The organism is Microbispora sp. ATCC PTA-5024 (assembly GCF_000511135.2).
Taxonomy (GTDB): Bacteria; Actinomycetota; Actinomycetes; order Streptosporangiales; family Streptosporangiaceae; genus Microbispora; species Microbispora corallina.
Genome location: NZ_KI866522.1, coordinates 877,817 through 896,406, shown reverse-complemented (window position 1 = coordinate 896,406; position 18,590 = coordinate 877,817). Strand labels below are relative to the sequence as shown.

The window sequence follows — 18,590 nt, the reverse complement described above, 5'->3', positions numbered from 1 at the left end:
GATCACCCACCCTGGATCACGACCCTCCTGCGGGCGACGGAGGTGGCGAGCGCGCCCAGGCCCAGCAGCACGGCGGCCCAGAGGGTCTGGAAGGCGAGGGCGGGTCCCGGGCCGGTCGTGCCGAGGTAGACGTCGGCCGGCACCTGGACCATGGCGGCCCACGGCAGCGCCCGGGCCAGCGCGCCGAGCCACCCCGGGAAGATCACCAGAGGCAGCATGAGGCCGCTGAAGAACGTGGTCAGCACCAGCGACGCCACCGCGAGGCCCCGGTCGTCGAGGATCCAGAAGGCGGCCAGTGCGACCAGGTAGCGCCAGCCGAAGCTCACCACCACCCCGAGGACGAAGCTCACCAGATAGGCGGGCGCGTCGGCCGGCGGCACGATGCCGAACAGCAACGCCCCGGCGACGGTCGGGGGCACGCTGCGGACGAGGAAGAGGTACGCGGCGCGGCCGAGGTCCTCCGACAGGTGCCACAGCTGCAGCGACGCCGGCCGGACCAGGTCGAGGGCGATGTCGCCGCTGCGGATCCGCTCGGTCAGGTCGAGCCCGCCGCCGAAGACCTGCATCGGGCCGATGAACGCCTGGGTGAGGAAGCAGAAGGTGACCGCGTCGGGAAGGTCGTACCCCCCGAGGTGCGGGCGGGACCGCCACAGGGCGATCAGCACGTAGGCGCGCAGCACCCCGAACACGGTGTTGGTGAAGGCGCCGGCCACCGCCGCGCCCCAGTAGGCCGCGTGCTTGCGGAAGCCGTACCGGACCAGCCGCAGGTAGAGGGAGAAGGCCGCGCACCTCCGAACTCGGGGACCCGGTGATCGTAGTTCATCGGTCGCGCAGGCGGTAGACGAACCGCAGTCCTGACCACGTCTCGTCCACGGCGCAGACCTTGTTGTCAACCAGGCCCTGCGCCAGGCCGTGGTCGCGGACCGGGTTCTCCGACAGGTCGGTGGCCACCCCGCTCGACCGCTTCGGCCAGCACACCCACAGACCGCCGTCGCGGGCCAGGCGCTCACGGGCCGCCGCGAACCCCTCCCGCAGCGCCGCCGCGTCGGGGCAGAACAGCAGGATCACGTCGTACGGCTCGGGCCGGCCGTCGTCGCACGCGTCGCCGTCGAGGGGGAGGCTTTGCGGAGCGTTGACCAGGAGCACACGGTGTCCTGGCCTGACGCCCAGCTTCCGGGGCAGCGGGGTTCCCGAATATCCAGGCATGGGGGTTCGCATGACCTCCGGTCGTTACCTATCCGCAACACGACTGTAAGGGGGGTGAAACAAAGCACCCGGTAGAACCGTTAACTACCTGGGGATGTCCCTTTTAGGAGGTTTACATGAACGATGAGCTAAATGTGGACATTCGCCCGGAATACCCCGTCAGCTGGCAGGCGGCCGCGCTGAACGGCGTCCTGCGCGGGACCATGAAGCCCATGTCGACCATCCTCCTGCGCAACACGGCGGGGATGGCCGTGGCGAGCCGTCTGATGTGCCTGGGGGAGCGCGTGCCCGGCATCCTGCCCAAGCACGTGTCCATCGTGGCAGACCGGTCCGGCCCGTGTTCCGGCGAGTGGGTACGGGGCGGCGACGACCTGGACGAGGGCAAGGCGGTCCTCTACTTCCACGGCGGCGCGTACTTCGTCTGCTCCCCGGCCACCCACCGCCCCATCACCTGGCGGCTGTCCATGACCGCCCGGCGGCCGGTGTTCTCCCTCGACTACCGCCAGGGGCCGGTGCACTCGCTGGCCGAGTCGCTGTCGGACGCCCTCGACGCGTACCGCTGCCTGCTCGACCGCGGCTACCGGCCGGCCGACATCATCCTCGCCGGGGACTCCGCCGGCGGGCACCTCACCCTCGCCACCCTGCTCTCCCTGCGCGACCGGGACCTGCCCCTGCCCGCGGCCGCCGTCTGCCTGTCCCCCTGGACCGACCTCAGCACCACCCGCCGCCGGGTGGGGGGCTGGACGGACCCCATGCTCCCCGCGGGCCGCGTCGACTGGCTCGCCCGCCGCTGGACCGACGGCCTCGACTGCCGCGACCCCCTCGTCTCCCCCGTGTACGGCGACTTCACCGGCCTTCCCCCGCTGATGATCGTGACCGGCTCGACCGAGTTGCTGCGGGACGAGGGCCGCCGGGTCGCCCTGAGCGCCCGCCAGAACGGCGTCCCGGTGACGTACGAGGAGTGGAACCGGATGCCCCACGTGTTCGCCATCCTGGCGGACGTGCTGCCCGAGGCGAGGCTGCTGTTCCGGCACATCTCCCGCTTCCTCGGCGCCGTGGGGGCCCGATCCGCCACGTCGGGGGTGGAAGCGGCCTGAAGTAGCCTCATGTGACGTATGAGAAGCCTGTGACCTGGGCGTTCGCCGCTCTCTCTTACCTCTAGGTGCCATTGGCCTTACCTGTCATGCCGCTTGGCGCTACTTGGCCGCGTGTCCCGTTCCAAACGGCGACAGTGTGCAGTGCGGCACTTCCGTGAGAGAGGTAGCTTCCGTATGGCACGCGGCGGAACAGGCCCCCACAACGGCATGCCCCCCGGCGTGCGCCCGCTGACCGTGGGCGATCCGGTCATCATCGGGCGCTACCTGCTGCTGGGCAGGCTCGGCACCGGCGGCATGGGCGTCGTCTACCTCGCCGAACACCCCCAGGGCGGGTGCGTCGCGCTGAAGACGCCGCATCCCGTGCACCTGTCCGACCCCACGCTGCGGGCCCGGTTCGCCGAGGAGGTGGCGTTCTCCCGCCGCGTGACGCCCTTCTGCACGGCCGCGGTGATCGAGGACGGCCTCGACCGCGACCGGCCCTACCTCGTGACGGAGTACATCCCCGGCCCCGCGCTCTCCCAGGTGGTCGCCGCCCGGGGGCCGCTCACCCCCGACCTCGCGTACGGCGTGGCCCTGGGCGCCGCCGCCGCCCTCGTCGCCACCCACGAGGCCGGCCTGGTGCACCGGGACCTCAAGCCCGCCAACGTTCTGCTGTCCCCGCGCGGGCCGTTCGTGATCGACTTCGGCATCGCCCGCGACGTCGAGGTGGACGTGGCGGTGGCGCACACCCAGGCGGGCCAGATCATGGGCAGCCCCGGCTGGGTCGCCCCCGAGCGGCTCACCGGCGGGCACGCCCTGCCCGCCTCGGACGTCTTCTCGTGGGGCTGCCTCGTGGCCTTCGCGTCCACCGGTCTCCACCCGTTCGGGACGGGCGAGCTCGACGTGCTCACGCGGCGCATCCTCGTGGAGGAGCCGAGGATCTCCGCGGTGCCCAAGATGCTCTGGGACAGCGTCGCCGCCGCGCTCGCCAAGGACCCGGCCGACCGGCCGGACGCGGCCGCCCTGCTGACCTCCCTGCTGGCGGCGGGCGGCATCCGGGAGCCGGGCGACCCGCGGCGGGCCGTTGCCGCCGTGCTCGACGAGATCTGGCAGCCCGTGCCGTACCCGGCGGGGGGAGGCCGGGTGCGGCTGGCCGAGGAGGGCAGGTCCGCGCGCCGCAGGTCCGCCAGGGGCGGGCACGCCTCGCACGCCGGCTTCGCCGCGCTCGCCACCGTCACGATCGCCGCCATGACGGTCGTGGCCGCGGGGACGGGCGCGGCCCGCATGCAGGGGACGGCCGAGCCGCCGCCCGCCGTGCCGGTGGTGATCCCCGGCGAGGACAGCACGCTGCCGCCCGCCCCCGCGTCGAGGCCGTCCCGGCCGCCCACGACGGTGGGCGCCCACGTGCCCAGGCCGCCCGTGACCGTCACCGCCACCCGCACCCTGCCGCCGCGCGTGCCCACCCCGCAGAGCCCGGGGAGCCCGCAGGAGCAGCCCCCGCCGCCGCCGGGCGCGCCGCCGACCGCCGTGCCCCCGCCCGCCGACCAGTGCTTCACCCGGAAGGGGAAGCCGAAGAACTGCCCGCCGGGACACACCCAGTCGCCGGTGCCGTCGTCCGGCGTGACCACCGAGCCGCAGTGGGGCGACGGCGAGTCGCCCCAGCCGAGCCCGAGCCCGTCGTCGTCGAGCCCCGTCGGCAGCCCGCCCGGGACGGCCGCACCGCCTGACACCCCCTGAGCCGCGCGCGTCCCGGCGATCGTGCATCCTTGGTCACCATGGACGCTGCGCTTGAGCTGACCGACGTGACCGTCCGGGTGGTGGGCCGCACCCTCGTCTCGGGCGCCGACTGGCGCGTGGAGCGCGGGCAGCACTGGGTGATCCTCGGCCCGAACGGCGCGGGGAAGACCACGATGCTGTCGGTGGCCGCCGCGGTGCGGCATCCCAGCTCCGGGACCGCCACCGTCCTCGGGCGGCGGCTCGGCCGGGTCGACCTGCGTGAGCTGCGGCGCGAGATCGGGCTGGTCGCGGCCAGCCAGCGGCTGGTGGACGAGGCGCTGCTGGAGGAGGAGGCGGCCACCGCGCTGACCGTCGTCCTCACCGGGCACACCGGCACGAGCGCGCCACTGTGGGACCGGTACGGCGACGCCGAACGGGAGCGGGCCCTCGGGCTGCTGGCCGACCTCGGGTGCAAGGACCTGGCCGACCGGCCCTTCCAGGTGTGCTCCCAGGGCGAGAGGGCGCGCGTCCGGGTGGCCAGGGCGCTGATGGCCGACCCGGCGATCCTCCTGCTCGACGAGCCGTTCGCCGGGCTCGACCTGCCCGCCCGGGAGGACCTGATCGAGGCCCTGGAGGACCTGGCCGCGAGCCGGCCGGCGCTGACGACCGTGCTGGTCACGCACCACCTGGAGGAGGTCCCCGGCTCCACGACCCACGCCCTGCTGATGCGGGACACCCGGATCCTCGCGGCCGGGCCGGTCCACGAGGTGCTGACCGGGGCCGCCCTGTCGGACTGCTTCGGCCGCCGCCTGCGCCTCGACCACGCGGACGGCCGCTGGTACGCCCGCGCCTCCCGCTAGCGGCCCGAACGCGGAAGGCCCCGAACGCGGAAGGCCCCGCCGATGGCCGTCAGATCCGGGGGGTGACCTGCGGCGCCACGGCGGGGCCCGTCGTTCGACCTGCGCTGTCCGCGACGGTTAGTGAGCCTCGGCGAACTGCGACTCCTCGGTGGAGCCCTTCAGGGCCGTGGTCGAGGAGTCCGGCGCGACGGCCGTGCTGACCAGGTCGAAGTATCCGGTGCCGACCTCGCGCTGGTGGCGGGTGGCGGTGTAGCCGCGGCGCTCGGCCGCGAACTCGGCCTCCTGGAGCTCGACGTAGGCCGCCATGCCCTCCTCGGCGTACCCCTGGGCGAGGTCGAACATCGAGTAGTTCAGCGAGTGGAAGCCGGCCAGTGTGATGAACTGGAACTTGTACCCCATGTGGCCGAGTTCGCGCTGGAACTTGGCGATCGTCGAGTCGTCCAGGTGCCTCCTCCAGTTGAAGGACGGCGAGCAGTTGTAGGCGAGCATCTGGTCGGGGTACCGGGCCTTGATCGCCTCGGCGAACTCCCGCGCCACGGCGAGGTCCGGCGTGGACGTCTCCATCCAGAGCAGGTCCGAGTGCGGCGCGTAGGCCAGGCCGCGGGCGATGCAGGCGTCGACGCCGTTGCGCACCCGGTAGAAGCCCTCGGCCGTCCGGTCGCCGGTGGTGAAGGCGCGGTCGCGGGGGTCGACGTCGCTGGTCAGCAGCGTCGCGGCCTGGGCGTCGGTCCGCGCGATGACCAGGGTCGGCACGCCCGCCACGTCCGCCGCGAGGCGGGCCGCGTTGAGCGTCTTGATGTGCTGGCCGGTCGGGATCAGGACCTTGCCGCCCAGGTGGCCGCACTTCTTCTCGGAGGCGAGCTGGTCCTCCCAGTGGACTCCCGCGGCGCCGGCCGCGATCATGCCCTTCATCAGCTCGAACGCGTTGAGCACGCCGCCGAAGCCGGCCTCGGCGTCGGCGACGATCGGCGCCAGCCAGTACGGCGCCCGCTCGTCGCCCTCCGACCAGGTGATCTGGTCGGCCCGCAGCAGCGCGTTGTTGATGCGCCGCACCACGGCCGGCACCGAGTTGGCCGGGTAGAGGCTCTGGTCGGGGTAGGTCTGGCCGCCCAGGTTCGCGTCGGCGGCGACCTGCCAGCCGGACAGGTAGACGGCCTTGAGGCCGGCCTTCACCTGCTGGACGGCCTGGTTGCCGGTGAGGGCGCCGAGCGCGTGGACGTAGTCCTCGGTGGTCAGGAGCTTCCACAGCCGCTCCGCGCCCAGCCGGGCCAGGGTGTGCTCCTCCTGCACGGAGCCGCGCAGCCGGATCACGTCCTCCGCGGTGTAGGTTCGCTCGACGTTCTTCCACCGGGGGTTGGTCTCCCAGTCGCGCCGCAGCTCCTCGGCGGCGGCGGTAAGACGCTCCGACATGTTGGTCACTCCCTTGTTGCGTGCGATGTCGTCACCTGGGGCTTGCTTCCGAGTTTGTGTCGATATCAAGAGATCAACAAGGAGGACCGTGAGCGAAGAAGGGCCAAATTTCTGCTAGTGCGAATACTCGCCGGTATTTGACAGTGAAGAAACGTCGAGTTTTCGCTATGGACTAGACCAATGCGTGTGGTGTGGATCACTCAGGGGTGGAAGAATGCCTGATTTTCCGCCTAGGATGAGCCATGCCCACCGTCCTTGGCGAAGAACCGCTGTCTTTGACGCAGGAGCTCGACCTGCTGGCGTTCGGCCAGCGGCTCAAGCACCTGCGCAAGCAGCGCGGTCTCACGCTCTCCGAGCTCGGCGACCGCGTGGGACGCGCGCCCAGCCAGCTGTCCCTTCTGGAGAACGGCAAGCGCGAGCCGAAGCTGTCCCTGCTGAAGTCGCTGGCCGCCGCCCTGAACGTGCCGGTCGAGGAGCTGCTGCGCCGGCAGGCGCCCAACCGGCGGGCCCAGCTGGAGATCGCCCTGGAGGAGGCCCAGCGCGACCCGCTGTACCAGAGCCTCGGGCTGAGCAGGCTGAAGGTGTCCGCGCGCGTCCCCAACGACGTGCTGGAGCACATCCTCGGCCTGTACGAGGAGCTCAAGGCCCGGCAGGCCAAGGGCACCGCGACCCCCGAGGAGGCCCGGGCGGCCAACGCGGAGCTGCGGCGCAAGCAGCGCGAGCTGGGCAACTACTTCGAGGACATCGAGAAGGCCGCCGCCGAGGCCCTCGCCGCCGTGGGCTACCGCACCGGCGCGCTGTCGGAGAGCACGGTCCAGGCGATCGTGTCCCACTACGGGTTCACCGTGCACACGGCGCCCGACCTGCCGCGTTCCGCCCGCTCGGTCACCGACCTGCGCAACCGGCGCATCTACCTCAAGCGCGAGCAGCTCGGCATGCACACCCCGCGCACCGTGCTGCTGCAGACGCTCGGGCACTTCGCGCTGCAGCACCACAAGCCGCGCGACTTCGCCGACTTCCTGCGCCAGCGGGTCGAGGCCAACTACTTCGCCGCCGCGGTCCTGGTGCCGGAGGCGGCCGCCGTGCCGTACCTGCGCGAGGCGAAGCAGGACAAGGCGTTGTCGGTGGAGGACCTGCGCGACGTGTTCGCCGTGTCCTACGAGATGGCGGCCCACCGCTTCACCAACCTGGCCACCCAGCACCTCGACCTGGTCTGCCACTTCGTCCGCAACGACGCGGGCGGCATCATCTACAAGGCGTACGAGAACGACGGGATCGTCTTCCCCGCCGACGAGCAGGGGGCGATCGAGGGGCAGCGGATGTGCCAGCAGTGGTCGGGCCGGCAGGTGTTCCAGTCGCCCGACAGGTTCTCCCTCTTCTACCAGTACTCCGACTCGCCCACCGGCACGTACTTCTGCATCGCCCACGTGGACCCCTCGCTGGAGAAGGACTTCGCGGTCACGCTCGGCGTGCCGTACCGGGAGTCGCGCTGGTTCCGCGGCCGCGAGACGACGAACCGGACCAAGTCCAACTGCCCGAACGGCGAGTGCTGCCGCCGCCCGCCCGCCGAGCTGGCCCAGCGCTGGGAGGGGTACGCCTGGCCCTCCGCCCGGGCGAACTCCCACGTGCTGACCGTGCTGCCGCCCGGGTCCTTCCCCGGGGTCGACGAGGCCGACGTCTACTCCTTCCTGGAGCGCCACGCCGCCCAGAGCTGAATCTCCTGCGCCACATAAGGTGATGCGTGTGGACATCGCCGACACGGGGGAGAGCGCGCGTGCTGCCTGAGGTGGAGGCCTGGCTCGGTCGCCGCACCACGACCTCGTCCGACTGGTCCGCCCGCGCGCTGCTGTCCGCGAAGAGAGGGACCGTCAGCGTGGTCCTGCCCGCGCGCGACGAGGCCGCGACCGTGGGGGACATCGTCTCGGCCATCCGGCGCGACCTCGTCGAGGCCGTCCCCCTCGTGGACGAGCTGGTGGTCATCGACTCCCGGTCCACCGACGACACCGCCGCCCGCGCCGTCCAGGCGGGCGCGAAGGTCTTCGCCCAGGACGAGATCCTCCCCGAGCTCGACGGCCCGGCGTACGACGGCAAGGGCGAGGCGCTGTGGAAGTCCCTCGCGGTGACCACCGGCGACCTGGTGGTGTTCGTCGACGCCGACTTACAGGAGTTCCGCACGTCGTTCGTGACCGGCCTGCTCGGGCCGCTGCTGGCCGACCCCGCCGTGGCGTACGTCAAGGGGTGCTACGACCGGCCGCTGCTCGGGGCACCGGGGACGACCGGCCCGGACGGGCCCGACGCGGCCACGGCCGGCGGGCGGGTCACCGAGCTGGTCGCGCGGCCGCTGCTGAACATGCACTGGCCGCTGCTCGCCGGGTTCGTCCAGCCGCTGGCCGGGGAGTACGCCGGCCGCCGGTCCGCCCTGGAGCGCGTCCCGTTCGTGACCGGGTACGGCGTGGAGCTGGGGCTGCTCATCGACCTGCTGGAGCTGGCCGGCCTCGACGCGCTCGCCCAGGTCGACCTGGGCCGCCGGGTGCACTCCCACCAGTCGACCGAGGCCCTCGGCGGCATGGCCGGGCAGATCATGCACACCGCCTGGTCGCGGCTCGAACGCCAGGGCAGGGTGATCCCGCTGCACGACCCGTCGCCGCGCCTCACGCAGTTCCAGCGCGGGCTCGACGGGCACCTCCCGGTCGAGCGGGAGATCGCGGTGGCCGAGCGGCCGCCGATGCTCAGCGTGCCGCAGTACGCGACGCGGCTCCCCTGACGGAAGTGTTACCGTTGGTAACACTAGAGAGGAGAGCCTGATGACGTTCTGCCCCGAGATGAGCGACGACGTCCGTGAGGTGCGCGACTGGGTCCACGAGTTCGCCCGAGATGTGATCCGCCCGGCGGGAGCGGAGTGGGACGAGCGTGAGGAGACGCCCTGGCCCGTCATCCAGGAGGCCGCCAAGATCGGGCTCTACTCGCTGGACTTCTTCGCGCAGCAGTGGTTCGAGGAGTCGGGGCTCGGGCTGCCTGTGGCGTTCGAGGAGCTGTTCTGGGGAGACGCGGGCATCGGGCTGTCGATCGTCGGGACGGGCCTGGCCGCGGCCTCGCTCGCCGCGAACGGCACGCCGGAGCAGATGGGGGAGTGGCTGCCCCAGATGTTCGGGACGCCGGACGACGTCAAGCTCGGCGCGTTCTGCGCCTCCGAGCCCGACGCGGGCAGCGACGTCGGCTCCATCCGCACCCGCGCCGTCTACGACGAGGCGAAGGACGAATGGGTCCTGAACGGCGTGAAGACCTGGGCCACCAACGGCGGCATCGCCAACGTCCATGTGATCGTCGCCGCCGTCGACCCGTCGCTCGGCACCCGCGGCCAGGCGTCGTTCGTGGTGCCGCCGGGCACGTCCGGCCTCTCCCAGGGCCAGAAGTTCCGCAAGCACGGCATCCGCGCCTCGCACACGGCCGAGGTCGTCCTGGACGGCGTCCGCGTCCCCGGCCGCTGCCTTTTGGGCGGCAAGGAGAAGCTCGACGAGCGGCTCGCCCGCGTCCGTTCGGGGGCGCGCAGCGGCGAGCAGGCCGCCATGCGGACGTTCGAGACCACCCGCCCTTCCGTCGCCGCCATGGCCGTCGGCATCGCCCGCGCCGCGTACGAGTACGCCAGGGACTACGCGCGCGAGCGGGAGCAGTTCGGGCGCAAGATCGGGGAGAACCAGGCCGTCGCGTTCCTCCTGGCCGACATGGCCACCCGCGTGGACGTCGCCCGCCTCATGACCTGGCGGGCCGCCTGGATGGCCCGGCACGGCCGGCGGTTCGACCAGGCCGAGGGCTCGATGAGCAAGCTGGTCGCCAGTGAGACGGCGGTGTGGGTGAGCGAGCAGGCCATCCAGATCCTCGGCGGCGCCGGCTACACCCGCGAGCACCCGGTCGAGCGCTTCCACAGGGACGCCAAGATCTACACCATCTTCGAGGGCACCTCGGAGATCCAGCGCCTCATCATCGGCCGCGCCGTCACCGGCCTCCCCGTCCGCTGACTCGTCTTTCGGCTGGCGCAGGGATGACGCCTGCCCGTACAAGTGCAGGCTTCCAGACGCCCTCGCTGTAGCTGCGAGCCTTGATATACCGGTCGTCTGTCCAGCGGAACAGCAGGTGGTGAGTTCCTAGCTTCCCGTTCGTCCTCTCCCAGGGCAGAGAGCAGACCAGCGGGGCATAATCTTCGACGTGTCCCCGGATGGCTTCCATGGCAGGATGTGGATGTCATCCATGCAGGACACGATCACGCTATTTTCCTCCCAGATCCATCCCGTATGGATCGGATCTGACCGATGCGACATCCACACCCCACTACAGCACCCGTCGTACCTCAAGACGCGTCATCAAAGCGACGAAGAGCGGCCAGCGCCGCCTCTTGTGCCATCCCCTGCCACTTCAGGGAATATCATGCAGCCTCTTCAGGCGGTTCCTATCCTGCTTTCATGCATGACGTCATGATCCGCCTACGACACCTCAGCCGCGCTGCCGCCGCACTGGTGCTGGCCGCCCTCCTGACCGCCTGCGGCGTCAGCACCGACAGGGACGCCGCCGGCATCATCTCCGAGTTGGCCGCGCAGGGCCTGCCGGCTGATCTCACCGTGACCTACACCGAAGAGAACGATCCGAACAAGCTTCTCGGCCGCCCCAATGGCTACATCAGCAAGGCGGCGTTTACCGATGAGCGGGCGGCGGCGGGGGGGCCAGGTGGAAAACCAGGTGACCTCAACCTCGGCGGCGGAGTGGAGGTGTTCCAGGACGCCGACGCAGCGGAGACGCGTGTCAAATACATCCAAAGCCTCGCCAAGTCGAGCCCCATGATGGGCGAGTACACCTACCAGGCGGGCAATGTCGTGTTGCGCATCTCCAAGGATCTTCCGCCGAGCGACGCGCGGGCGTACGAGACCGCGCTCAACAAGATCGTGCAGTGACCTACGAACGAGGATCTCGCCGGGGGATCCAAACGTTCCTATAGGGCCAACTCCATGCGCGTGAGCAGGAGGCGATACGTCGCCAGAAGACCAGCGAGAAGATCACCGCGCTGCTGCAGGTAGATGCAACTCGAATCGCCATGCCGCAGCACTCGTCCAGCGACGCAAACTGCCGTTGAGCTTGTCATACATCGATTTTGTTGCCGCCGACCTTGTCTGCTCTGCCGAGCCTTCCGGCAGCAACGTGGCCCCTGGCGCCCCGATACGTCGGCTGTTCGCCTTGTTCCGTACCTGTTCCGCGGACAGTAAAAGACGCCGACGAGCAGTGCAAGAGAGCCGCGGGTGAGCTGCATGTTCAGGGCTCGGTTATTGGGTCAAGGCAGGTCGCCGAATGACTGGCCGCAGATCACACCATTTTCGAGGACACCTCCGAGATCCAGCGCCTCATCATCGGCCGCGCCGTCACCGGCCTGCCCGTCCGCTGACTCGCTCGTCAATCACGCCCGCACGTCCTCATGAAGGGGCTTACCATCGAGCTATCGCTTGCATGGTGAGGAGTCGTGTTGTCCTCCGACGAGCTGTTCATCCTCTTCGGCTTTGCCTACCAACAGCTCATCGCCCCTGTGCTCATGTTCGTTGGCCTGATCGCCTCATGCCTGGCCGTTACCGCCGGCTTCATCATGATGCTTTACGGGGTGCGCCGGGTTGTCTGGCTCCGATGGACACCCCGGCTCCAAGATGAGCGCGAAGAGCACGACTTCGTCACCGACTGGCTGAAGTAGAGCCCTGCGAGTCTGGGGGAAGCGAACAAGCGTTTGTCCTGCTGGGCGAGTTGACGCAGGGCCTTCGCATCCTTTCGTCCCGGCGTCGTGTATACGGCTTCGCCATAGGATGCCGGTCATGGCCGATCTTGGGAGGCTGGTCACGAGGACCCGTGTGGCGGCGTCCGCAGCCGTCGCGGCGACGTTGATCGCGGGGGTGGCGCTGCGGGTCGTCGTACAGGGAGACGTCGCCAAGTACGCCGGCGACGCCCTCTACACGGTCCTGATCTACGCCCTGCTCGTCGTCCTCGCGCCCCGGGCGCGTCCCGTCACCGTGGCCTCCCTCGCGCTGGGTCTCAGCTGGGCCGTCGAGTTCTTCCAGCTCACCCCGGTTCCCGCTGAGCTGTCCCGGCACAGTTTCGTCGCGCGCCTCGTGCTCGGCTCCACGTTCAACGCGCCCGACCTGTTCTGGTACGCGGCCGGGGCGGGGTTCTGCTGGCTTCTGCACTCCGTGGCCTCCCGTCCACGTGAACCGAGGGGAAACACGTAACCGGGAACGCCGCCTTTGATGTCGCTCGGCGGAATGTCGCGGTTGTTGCTTCCTCGTACCGGAACGGCGGCCTGTGCCGGACCGGCCAGGGCGGCCCTCCCGTATCCGCGAGATCGGGAGGGCCGCCGTGACCGGCGTTCACCTGCTGGGGTCAACCCTCAGCCGGTCATGTCCTCGGCTACAGCCCGGCGCACTGCCCCGACTTCGGGCCGGACGCGGTGTTGGGCTGGCCGGCATCGGTCGGCGCGGGGGAGTTCCCCGAGCACGACAGTGGCCCGCCGATGTGATTGCCGGAGACGATCGTCGCCGCCGTGTTGTTCTGCAGGACGAGTGGGCCGCCGACCGTCGAGCCGTCGATCGTCACCTGACGGGTCGTGCCGGTGACGGTCAGCGGGCCCTTGATCGTCGCCGCTGCGCAGTCGCCCTTGTGGTCGCCGACCCAGACCCGCGCCCCACCGGTCAGGGTGGCCGGCCCGGACACCGTGGTGCCGCACAGCAGGACGTCGACGGCCCCGGACGTCGTGAGCGGGCCGCGCACCTCGGAACCAGACGCGTAGAGCCCGGCACCCGTACGGACGGTCACGGGTCCCGTGACCGTCGCGTCGTCGAGGCACGTGACGCCCGAGGAGACGGTCAACGGGCCGGAGTGCGACCCGGTGATCGTCTTCGTGCAGGCCGGGACGCCGCTCGCGGTGAACGGCACGACCCAGGTCTGGTCCTGCCGGCTGTAGGTGACGGTGCCGTGGTACACCTCGTCCGTCGGATAGGTGTGGCTCCCGCTGACCGCCATCAGGCTTCTACCTTGCCGCTGGCCCGCCACGTAGTCGCGTGCCGCGATGCCGGCCGGCTCCGCAGCGGATCCGTCGCCCCAGTCGATCACGGCCGTGAACTGACCGGGCGGAACCGAGCCGGCGGTCATACGTGCCAGGGTCACGTTGCTCAGGGTCTTGTCCGCGCCCAGACGGGTGAACGTCCCCATCGCCGCCGTGTTCCAGGTGACCTGGGATATGGTGCCGAAGTTCACGTTCGCGAACGCCCAGCGGGGTCCGGCCGCGCTGAGCCGCTGCCGATACGCGTCGTAGTCCTGGGTGAGCACCTTGGGGGACCAGGCCTTCTCGAGGATTCCGGCCAGGCGCGGGAAGACCATGTACTCGTTCGTGGCCAGCCCGCGCATCTGCTCGCCCCAGATAGGCGCCTCGATACCGATGATGTCCTCGGCCTTCGGCCCGCCGTAGGCGGGTTGCGCCCAGACCGACCGGTACTTCTCGTACACCCATTCCGGGTCCCACGAGTAGGACTTGAGGAGTTCCGTCGCCGGTGTCCTGCCGGGGGATCCGTCGTACGCGAAGTCGAGATAGGCGTTCCACTCCGGTGTCGTGATCACGTCCCGGCCCTGGTTGAACCACTCGGGCTTGATAAGAGCGGGCCCACCGCCCGTGTAGTCGGACCAGTAATGGTTGATGGAGGTGGAGCCCGGTGCGTACCCTTCCAGCGCCGGGTTCCAGCCCATCATCCGCTTGCCGTTGTCGTTGACGATCTTCTCCATCTGGCCGATCCACCACTTGTAGTCCTCGTGGGGCATGCCGATGGCCTCGTCCCCGCCGATGTGGATGATGGATGCGGGAGAGATCGCGGCAAGCTGCGCGATCGCGTCCTTCCAGAACGCGAGGGCCCGCGCGCTGGCCGGGTCGTTCGGGTTGGTGCAGAACCGGTCGGTCTGGGTCTGGCCCTGGCAACCCATGACCGCGCGGCCGCCGAGGGCTGTCACCGCCGCCGTGGCATGGGCCGGGCCCTCCAGTTCGGGGACGATCTCGATGAACCGGTCGGCCGCGTACGCGACAAGGCCCTTGAAGTCCTCCTGGGTGTAGAAGCCCGCGAGACAGTTCGCTCCGTTGCACCCGGTGCCGTCGAGCGCGGGGTAGCCCTTGATCTCAAGGCGCCAGGACTGGCTGTCGCTCAGGTGCAGGTGCAGCCGGTCACCCTTCAACGCCGCCAGCTGGTCGATCATGGACTTTATCTCGGCCACGGTCAGGAAGTTGCGGGCAGGGTCGAGCTGGAGACCGCGATGCTCATATCGCGGGTAGTCGACGACCGTTATGGGCTGCGCCGTCCAGGGTCCAACGCCGGCCGAAGGCGAGTAGCTCGCGGCCGGCAGCAACTGCCGAAGGGTCTGGAAGCCGTCGAACAGGCCGTGCGCCTTGGGGGCCAGGATCTTCACGCCCGCACTCGACACCGTGAGGGAGTAGCCCTCGGCCGCGGCGACCTCGTTCCCCTGGGGGAGGCCGGGCACCGGCGCCAGGCTGAGGGCGATGTCGGCCGCGGTGGCGGAACCCGTCACCACGGGGAGCTCGTATCCGGTGGCCGGCCGCAGGTAGCCCGCGAGAACCTCGCCTGTGGCGGCGAGGCCGCTGTCGGACACCACAATCCGCGATCTGGCCGTGAGCTGCCAGGGCTGACCGGTGCCGGGCGTCTGCCGCACCGGCACGGGGATGATCTGACCCGTGACGGTCGCCGGCTTCGGACCGGACCACAGCTCGAACTCGTTGATCGTGTATCCGACCGTGGAGTTCGTGGCCAGGGCCTGCATCCGGACGCAGGAGATCGGGTCCGTCCGATCGATGACCTGGGAGTCCTTGTCGCTCGGATTCACCACGTGGGCGACCGTCGACCACGTCTGGCAGTCGGCGTCCGTGGCGACCTGGAGGTCGTACTCCGTCGGCTTCGCCGGCGACGTCCAGAGGGTGAACACCTCGTGGACCGGGGCGGGCTGGGCCAGCTTGACCTGGAACCAGTCCTGCGTCGGGTCATAGCCGTTCCCGACCGAGGCGTAGTTCGAGGTCCAGCCGTTGTGGACGAAGACGTCCGTGGCGTTGGCGGGCGCGTACGTCGCGGCGGGCGCCGTCATGCGCTGGGACTTGGCGGAGGCGACCGCACCCGGCAGGAGGGCCAGGTTGACGCTGTCGGAAGCCGCGGGATCCGTGAGGGAGACGGGGACGGCCGGCGCGGTGTCGGCGTTGGCGGCGCTGTTCGCCAGGACGCCGGAGAGTGATGTGGCCAGCAGCGCACCGATTGTCAAAGCGGAGAAGGCGCGGGGCTGAGACCGACGGCCTCCGCCAGGCCTCTGCTCGCGCTTCGATAAGAATGCGAACTTCACGTGACTCCTTACCTGAGGGTGCCGCATTCCTCCAGCACAGGTCGCATCCGGGCGTCAATGGCATGCCCGGGCCACCCACACGGCAGGGGAGCGTCCGTGCGGGTGTCGATCGATGCTGGGGGTCACGCGGCCTGGAGGGCGACCGTCCCGGCGTTCCTCTCGCGCGTCTCGATTGCCGCCTCCTTGTTCGTGCGGGGGGTGACTGGTCTGTACCGATTGGTGGTCAGGACGGCGGATAGATCCTTTATGCGGGATCTTGGGTTAACTTAAACAGACCAAATCGTTTTGGTCTATACCGTCCCGTACAGGATTTGTGTCGAAGGAGGCAGTAGACCCGCAACTGGTCTATACCGCCGGGCGAAGACGTGAGGGAGCGCGGCGCCACGGTTGCCGGCTTTCGCAGGCACAGCGAAAACGGCGACCGGGCGTGACGCCGATTGCTCATCGCGCACGTCAACCTGATGGGCGACGGCACGCGGCCGGCCAGGGAGGAGAGGGCCCGCCGGCCGGTCGCCACGCGCGCACGGCGGCGACCCCGGGAGGACGGTCGTCGCGACGAAGGCGAGGGTTCACTCCGGCCGGAACAGTGGCCTTTCCGACCTCCACCTGGTCTCAGGCCGTACCGGCCAGGTGGGCGGGTCCGGCGGAAAGGGCCGCATCGGGGATGAGGGAGCTGGGTTGTCTCCCTCCGCCAGCTGCACGCCCACCGTCAGGGACACCCGGGCCAGGGGTGGCAGGTGCCCGAAGTCCTCGGCGACGTCCCAGGGAGGACTCCCGATCTGCGGCAGGGCGCGGAAGGAGACGGCGACGAGGCCCGCGAGGTCCAGGTCGACCAGACTCACCCTGGCGATGCCCCTCGGCCAGTGATATCCGTCGAGCTGGGCGGTGCGCAGCCGGCGCCCGTGAGCGCCGGCCAACTCGGCCAGAATCGCGGCGAGGTCCGTGCGGAGCTCCCGGGCCCCAGTGATCATCGCCGCGAGCAGGCGGCCCGCCGTCCACCACAGGGCCAGCGGCTCTCCCGTGGTGCCGACGGGAGTCGCCGAAGTGGCCTGTGAGGCCGTGGCCAGGGCGTCCGTGAGCTCCTCGCCCTCGTGGGCGACCAGCCCGGGGTCGGCCATGGCCGTGAACAACGCGGCGATCTGCTGCGCGGCGGCGCTGAGGGCGGCTCGCCGCCCGATCAGTCCCTGGTCGCCTGCCGGCCCATCCGATCGGACGCCGAGCAGCGAGTACAGCGCATCGACGGCCGGGACGGCACGTTCCCGATCCCCGACAGCGGAAGCGGCGAGGAACCCGCCGAACGGCAGACCCAGCCGGTCGTATCCCTCCGCCGCCCGAAGGAGGGCCTCCTTCCCGCTCGCCGTGTCGTTCGGCAGCCGGGCGATGGCCGCCTCGCGCCACGCGTCGGCCTCCTCGGCGACCCGGACCCACGGCTCGCGCGAGCCGGCCGATCCGCGGTTCTCCAGTCGCTCGACCATCGCCCTCGCCGCCGCGGTCTCCGGGACCGCGAGATCGACGATCTCGTCCGATCCTGCCCCGGCGACGCCGTCCCGCGCGAGCCGGATCAGGTCGTGGACGTCGAAGGGAGGAGGCTCCATCGTGGCGTAGGACGCGAAGAACCGGGCGCGCCCGCGCACCACCTCCGGGTCCAGCGCGAGAGCCTCCCACAGGTACGGCGGCAGGCTCACAGCATGTTCCGTTCGTTGACCAGGGCCGCGGGGTGCGTGAAGCGCGGGTTCACGAGGAAGTGGGTGAGCGTGTACCGGTCCTGGGGAGCCGGCTCCCATCCCATGGCGCAGAGGATCTGGGTCGACGGCACGTTGATCTTGGCCGCGACCTCCCCCTGCCAGTGCCAGTCGGAGTAGTTGCGGGCGTGGTTGAGCTCCCTGATCTCCTCGGCGACCGACGGGACGGCGACCGCCTTGTTCGGGGCGACGAGCACGTAGCAGACCAGCACCCAGCCGGGGCAGCGAGGCCGGCCGGGCGCCGCGTAGTCGGTGGTGGCGAACATGAGCGCGGTGCGCAGCGCCGTGTGCGTGACGTTCGTCCTCGTCGTCGTCTCGCGCTCCACGCATCCGGCCGACAGCGAGATGAACGGGGTCGTCTCGTAGAACGGGCGCCTCGTCTGGGGGTCGCGGTAGCTGTAGTTGTTCACGTGCAGGTCGAGGTCGTGCTCGGTCAGCCGGCGCAGGGCCCGGTCGATGAAATAGGGGGCGCCGGGGGGAAGCGTCGCCCACTCCCGGCAGCGCAGGCCCACCTCGTCGTACAGGATGTCCGTGATTGCACCGTACGGCATGTTCGACAGGCCCTTGCAGCACCACTGCACGATCATCGTCCGCCTCCGCCGCCCGGGTTCACCTCGGCGCCGAGGCGCCGTACCAGCGCCTCGTAGCGCTCCCTGACCAAGCCCAGGTTCGTACGGTCGTCGGCGTCGGCGAACAGCGCCGTCCACTCCGCCTGCCAGGTCTTCGGGTAGCTGTGCGCCCGGTCGCCGTCGTGCGACGTCAGGGATGTGCGCAGCTGCGCGTCGACGCCCGGCGCGGCGTACGTCTTGAACAGGGCCCGGGAGAACGCCTCGTAGTCCGTCTGGACGGAGTCGGAGAAGAAGGCGCGGTTGGCGAAGAAGAGGCGGTCGAGCTCTCGCTTGAGGCCGATGACCTCCGGCGGGGACAGCTCCTTCCAGCCGCCCACCCATGCGAAGTAGCAGTACAGGTCGTTCAGCCGAGGAAGGGCCGTGCCCAGCAACTCGACGCGCTTCTCGATGAGCTTCTGATTCAGCCACTGGCTCGCCTCGAGGCGGTTCGTGGCCCGGGTGAACAGGAAGCCCATCACCGCCAGGCTGACCGGGACGAGGGCCTCCACGGTCAGTTTCGCGATCTCGAGACTGTTCCAGGTGGTGGCGTCGGCGGCCATCGGA

16 protein-coding genes are annotated in these 18,590 nt (G+C 70.3%); 9 read left to right on the top strand and 7 right to left on the bottom strand.

Going from position 1 to position 18,590, the window contains the following annotated elements:
* Positions 1-2: 2 nt before the first annotated feature.
* Entirely contained in the window at positions 3-713 is a 711-nt protein-coding gene (locus MPTA5024_RS04125; protein ID WP_232326173.1) for an ABC transporter permease, read from the bottom strand.
* Between the two features lie 106 nt (positions 714-819).
* Positions 820-1,146 (bottom strand): DUF3052 family protein, encoded by a 327-nt coding sequence (locus tag MPTA5024_RS04120; RefSeq protein WP_198166940.1) that lies wholly within the window; start codon positions 1,144-1,146, stop codon positions 820-822.
* A gap of 176 nt (positions 1,147-1,322) precedes the next feature.
* Between MPTA5024_RS04120 and MPTA5024_RS04115 the strand changes: the two genes are divergently transcribed.
* From MPTA5024_RS04115 to MPTA5024_RS04105, 3 genes are all read left to right on the top strand, one after another.
* A complete protein-coding gene (locus tag MPTA5024_RS04115) occupies positions 1,323-2,303 on the top strand; it encodes an alpha/beta hydrolase (RefSeq protein ID WP_036320010.1) in 981 nt (326 codons plus the stop codon).
* Between the two features lie 174 nt (positions 2,304-2,477).
* Positions 2,478-4,019 (top strand): protein kinase domain-containing protein, encoded by a 1,542-nt coding sequence (locus tag MPTA5024_RS04110; protein ID WP_084369406.1) that lies wholly within the window; start codon positions 2,478-2,480, stop codon positions 4,017-4,019.
* Positions 4,020-4,057: 38 nt separating this feature from the next.
* Positions 4,058-4,858, top strand: coding sequence for an ABC transporter ATP-binding protein (locus MPTA5024_RS04105; RefSeq protein ID WP_036320008.1), 801 nt, complete (start codon positions 4,058-4,060; stop codon positions 4,856-4,858).
* Positions 4,859-4,975: 117 nt separating this feature from the next.
* Here the strand turns inward: MPTA5024_RS04105 and aceA are convergent, their stop codons facing one another.
* A complete protein-coding gene (aceA, locus tag MPTA5024_RS04100; RefSeq protein ID WP_036323091.1) occupies positions 4,976-6,268 on the bottom strand; it encodes an isocitrate lyase in 1,293 nt (430 codons plus the stop codon).
* Positions 6,269-6,510: 242 nt separating this feature from the next.
* Here aceA and MPTA5024_RS04095 point away from each other — a divergent pair, with 242 nt between their 5' ends.
* From MPTA5024_RS04095 to MPTA5024_RS04070, 6 genes are all read left to right on the top strand, one after another.
* Complete coding sequence (locus MPTA5024_RS04095; RefSeq protein WP_051457682.1) at positions 6,511-7,983, top strand: XRE family transcriptional regulator; 1,473 nt, start codon at positions 6,511-6,513, stop codon at positions 7,981-7,983.
* Positions 7,984-8,042: 59 nt separating this feature from the next.
* Positions 8,043-9,032, top strand: a complete 990-nt coding sequence (locus tag MPTA5024_RS04090) for a glucosyl-3-phosphoglycerate synthase (protein ID WP_036320002.1) — start codon at positions 8,043-8,045, stop codon at positions 9,030-9,032.
* Between the two features lie 40 nt (positions 9,033-9,072).
* The gene (locus MPTA5024_RS04085) at positions 9,073-10,284 is read left to right on the top strand and encodes an acyl-CoA dehydrogenase family protein (RefSeq protein ID WP_036320000.1); all 1,212 of its coding nucleotides are present in this window, start codon (positions 9,073-9,075) and stop codon (positions 10,282-10,284) included.
* A gap of 441 nt (positions 10,285-10,725) precedes the next feature.
* Entirely contained in the window at positions 10,726-11,211 is a 486-nt protein-coding gene (locus MPTA5024_RS04080) for a hypothetical protein (RefSeq protein WP_157099286.1), read from the top strand.
* A 563-nt stretch (positions 11,212-11,774) separates the two neighbouring features.
* On the top strand, positions 11,775-11,993 hold the full coding sequence (locus MPTA5024_RS04075) for a hypothetical protein (protein ID WP_157099285.1): 219 nt from the start codon (positions 11,775-11,777) through the stop codon (positions 11,991-11,993).
* Positions 11,994-12,111: 118 nt separating this feature from the next.
* Positions 12,112-12,522: a ribosomal maturation YjgA family protein gene (locus tag MPTA5024_RS04070; RefSeq protein WP_036319994.1), complete on the top strand. Its 411-nt coding sequence runs from the start codon at positions 12,112-12,114 to the stop codon at positions 12,520-12,522.
* A gap of 178 nt (positions 12,523-12,700) precedes the next feature.
* On the opposite strand, the gene MPTA5024_RS04065 is transcribed toward MPTA5024_RS04070, so the two are convergent.
* From MPTA5024_RS04065 to MPTA5024_RS04050, 4 genes are all read right to left on the bottom strand, one after another.
* Entirely contained in the window at positions 12,701-15,598 is a 2,898-nt protein-coding gene (locus MPTA5024_RS04065; RefSeq protein ID WP_051457679.1) for a beta-N-acetylhexosaminidase, read from the bottom strand.
* Between the two features lie 647 nt (positions 15,599-16,245).
* Entirely contained in the window at positions 16,246-17,361 is a 1,116-nt protein-coding gene (locus MPTA5024_RS04060; RefSeq protein ID WP_036319991.1) for a hypothetical protein, read from the bottom strand.
* Positions 17,358-18,005 (bottom strand): hypothetical protein, encoded by a 648-nt coding sequence (locus MPTA5024_RS40595; RefSeq protein ID WP_036319988.1) that lies wholly within the window; start codon positions 18,003-18,005, stop codon positions 17,358-17,360. Before MPTA5024_RS40595 ends, MPTA5024_RS04060 begins: the two co-directional genes overlap by 4 nt.
* Complete coding sequence (locus tag MPTA5024_RS04050; protein WP_036319985.1) at positions 18,002-18,586, bottom strand: hypothetical protein; 585 nt, start codon at positions 18,584-18,586, stop codon at positions 18,002-18,004. Before MPTA5024_RS04050 ends, MPTA5024_RS40595 begins: the two co-directional genes overlap by 4 nt.
* Positions 18,587-18,590 lie beyond the last annotated feature (4 nt).

Coding starts and splice junctions, on each gene's coding strand:
- MPTA5024_RS04115 (WP_036320010.1), top strand. CDS start 1,323: ATGAACGATGAGCTAAATGTGGACATTCGCCCGGAATACCCCGTCAGC.
- MPTA5024_RS04110 (WP_084369406.1), top strand. CDS start 2,478: ATGGCACGCGGCGGAACAGGCCCCCACAACGGCATGCCCCCCGGCGTG.
- MPTA5024_RS04105 (WP_036320008.1), top strand. CDS start 4,058: ATGGACGCTGCGCTTGAGCTGACCGACGTGACCGTCCGGGTGGTGGGC.
- aceA (WP_036323091.1), bottom strand. CDS start 6,268: ATGTCGGAGCGTCTTACCGCCGCCGCCGAGGAGCTGCGGCGCGACTGG.
- MPTA5024_RS04095 (WP_051457682.1), top strand. CDS start 6,511: ATGCCCACCGTCCTTGGCGAAGAACCGCTGTCTTTGACGCAGGAGCTC.
- MPTA5024_RS04085 (WP_036320000.1), top strand. CDS start 9,073: ATGACGTTCTGCCCCGAGATGAGCGACGACGTCCGTGAGGTGCGCGAC.
- MPTA5024_RS04080 (WP_157099286.1), top strand. CDS start 10,726: ATGCATGACGTCATGATCCGCCTACGACACCTCAGCCGCGCTGCCGCC.
- MPTA5024_RS04070 (WP_036319994.1), top strand. CDS start 12,112: ATGGCCGATCTTGGGAGGCTGGTCACGAGGACCCGTGTGGCGGCGTCC.
- MPTA5024_RS40595 (WP_036319988.1), bottom strand. CDS start 18,005: ATGATCGTGCAGTGGTGCTGCAAGGGCCTGTCGAACATGCCGTACGGT.
- MPTA5024_RS04050 (WP_036319985.1), bottom strand. CDS start 18,586: ATGGCCGCCGACGCCACCACCTGGAACAGTCTCGAGATCGCGAAACTG.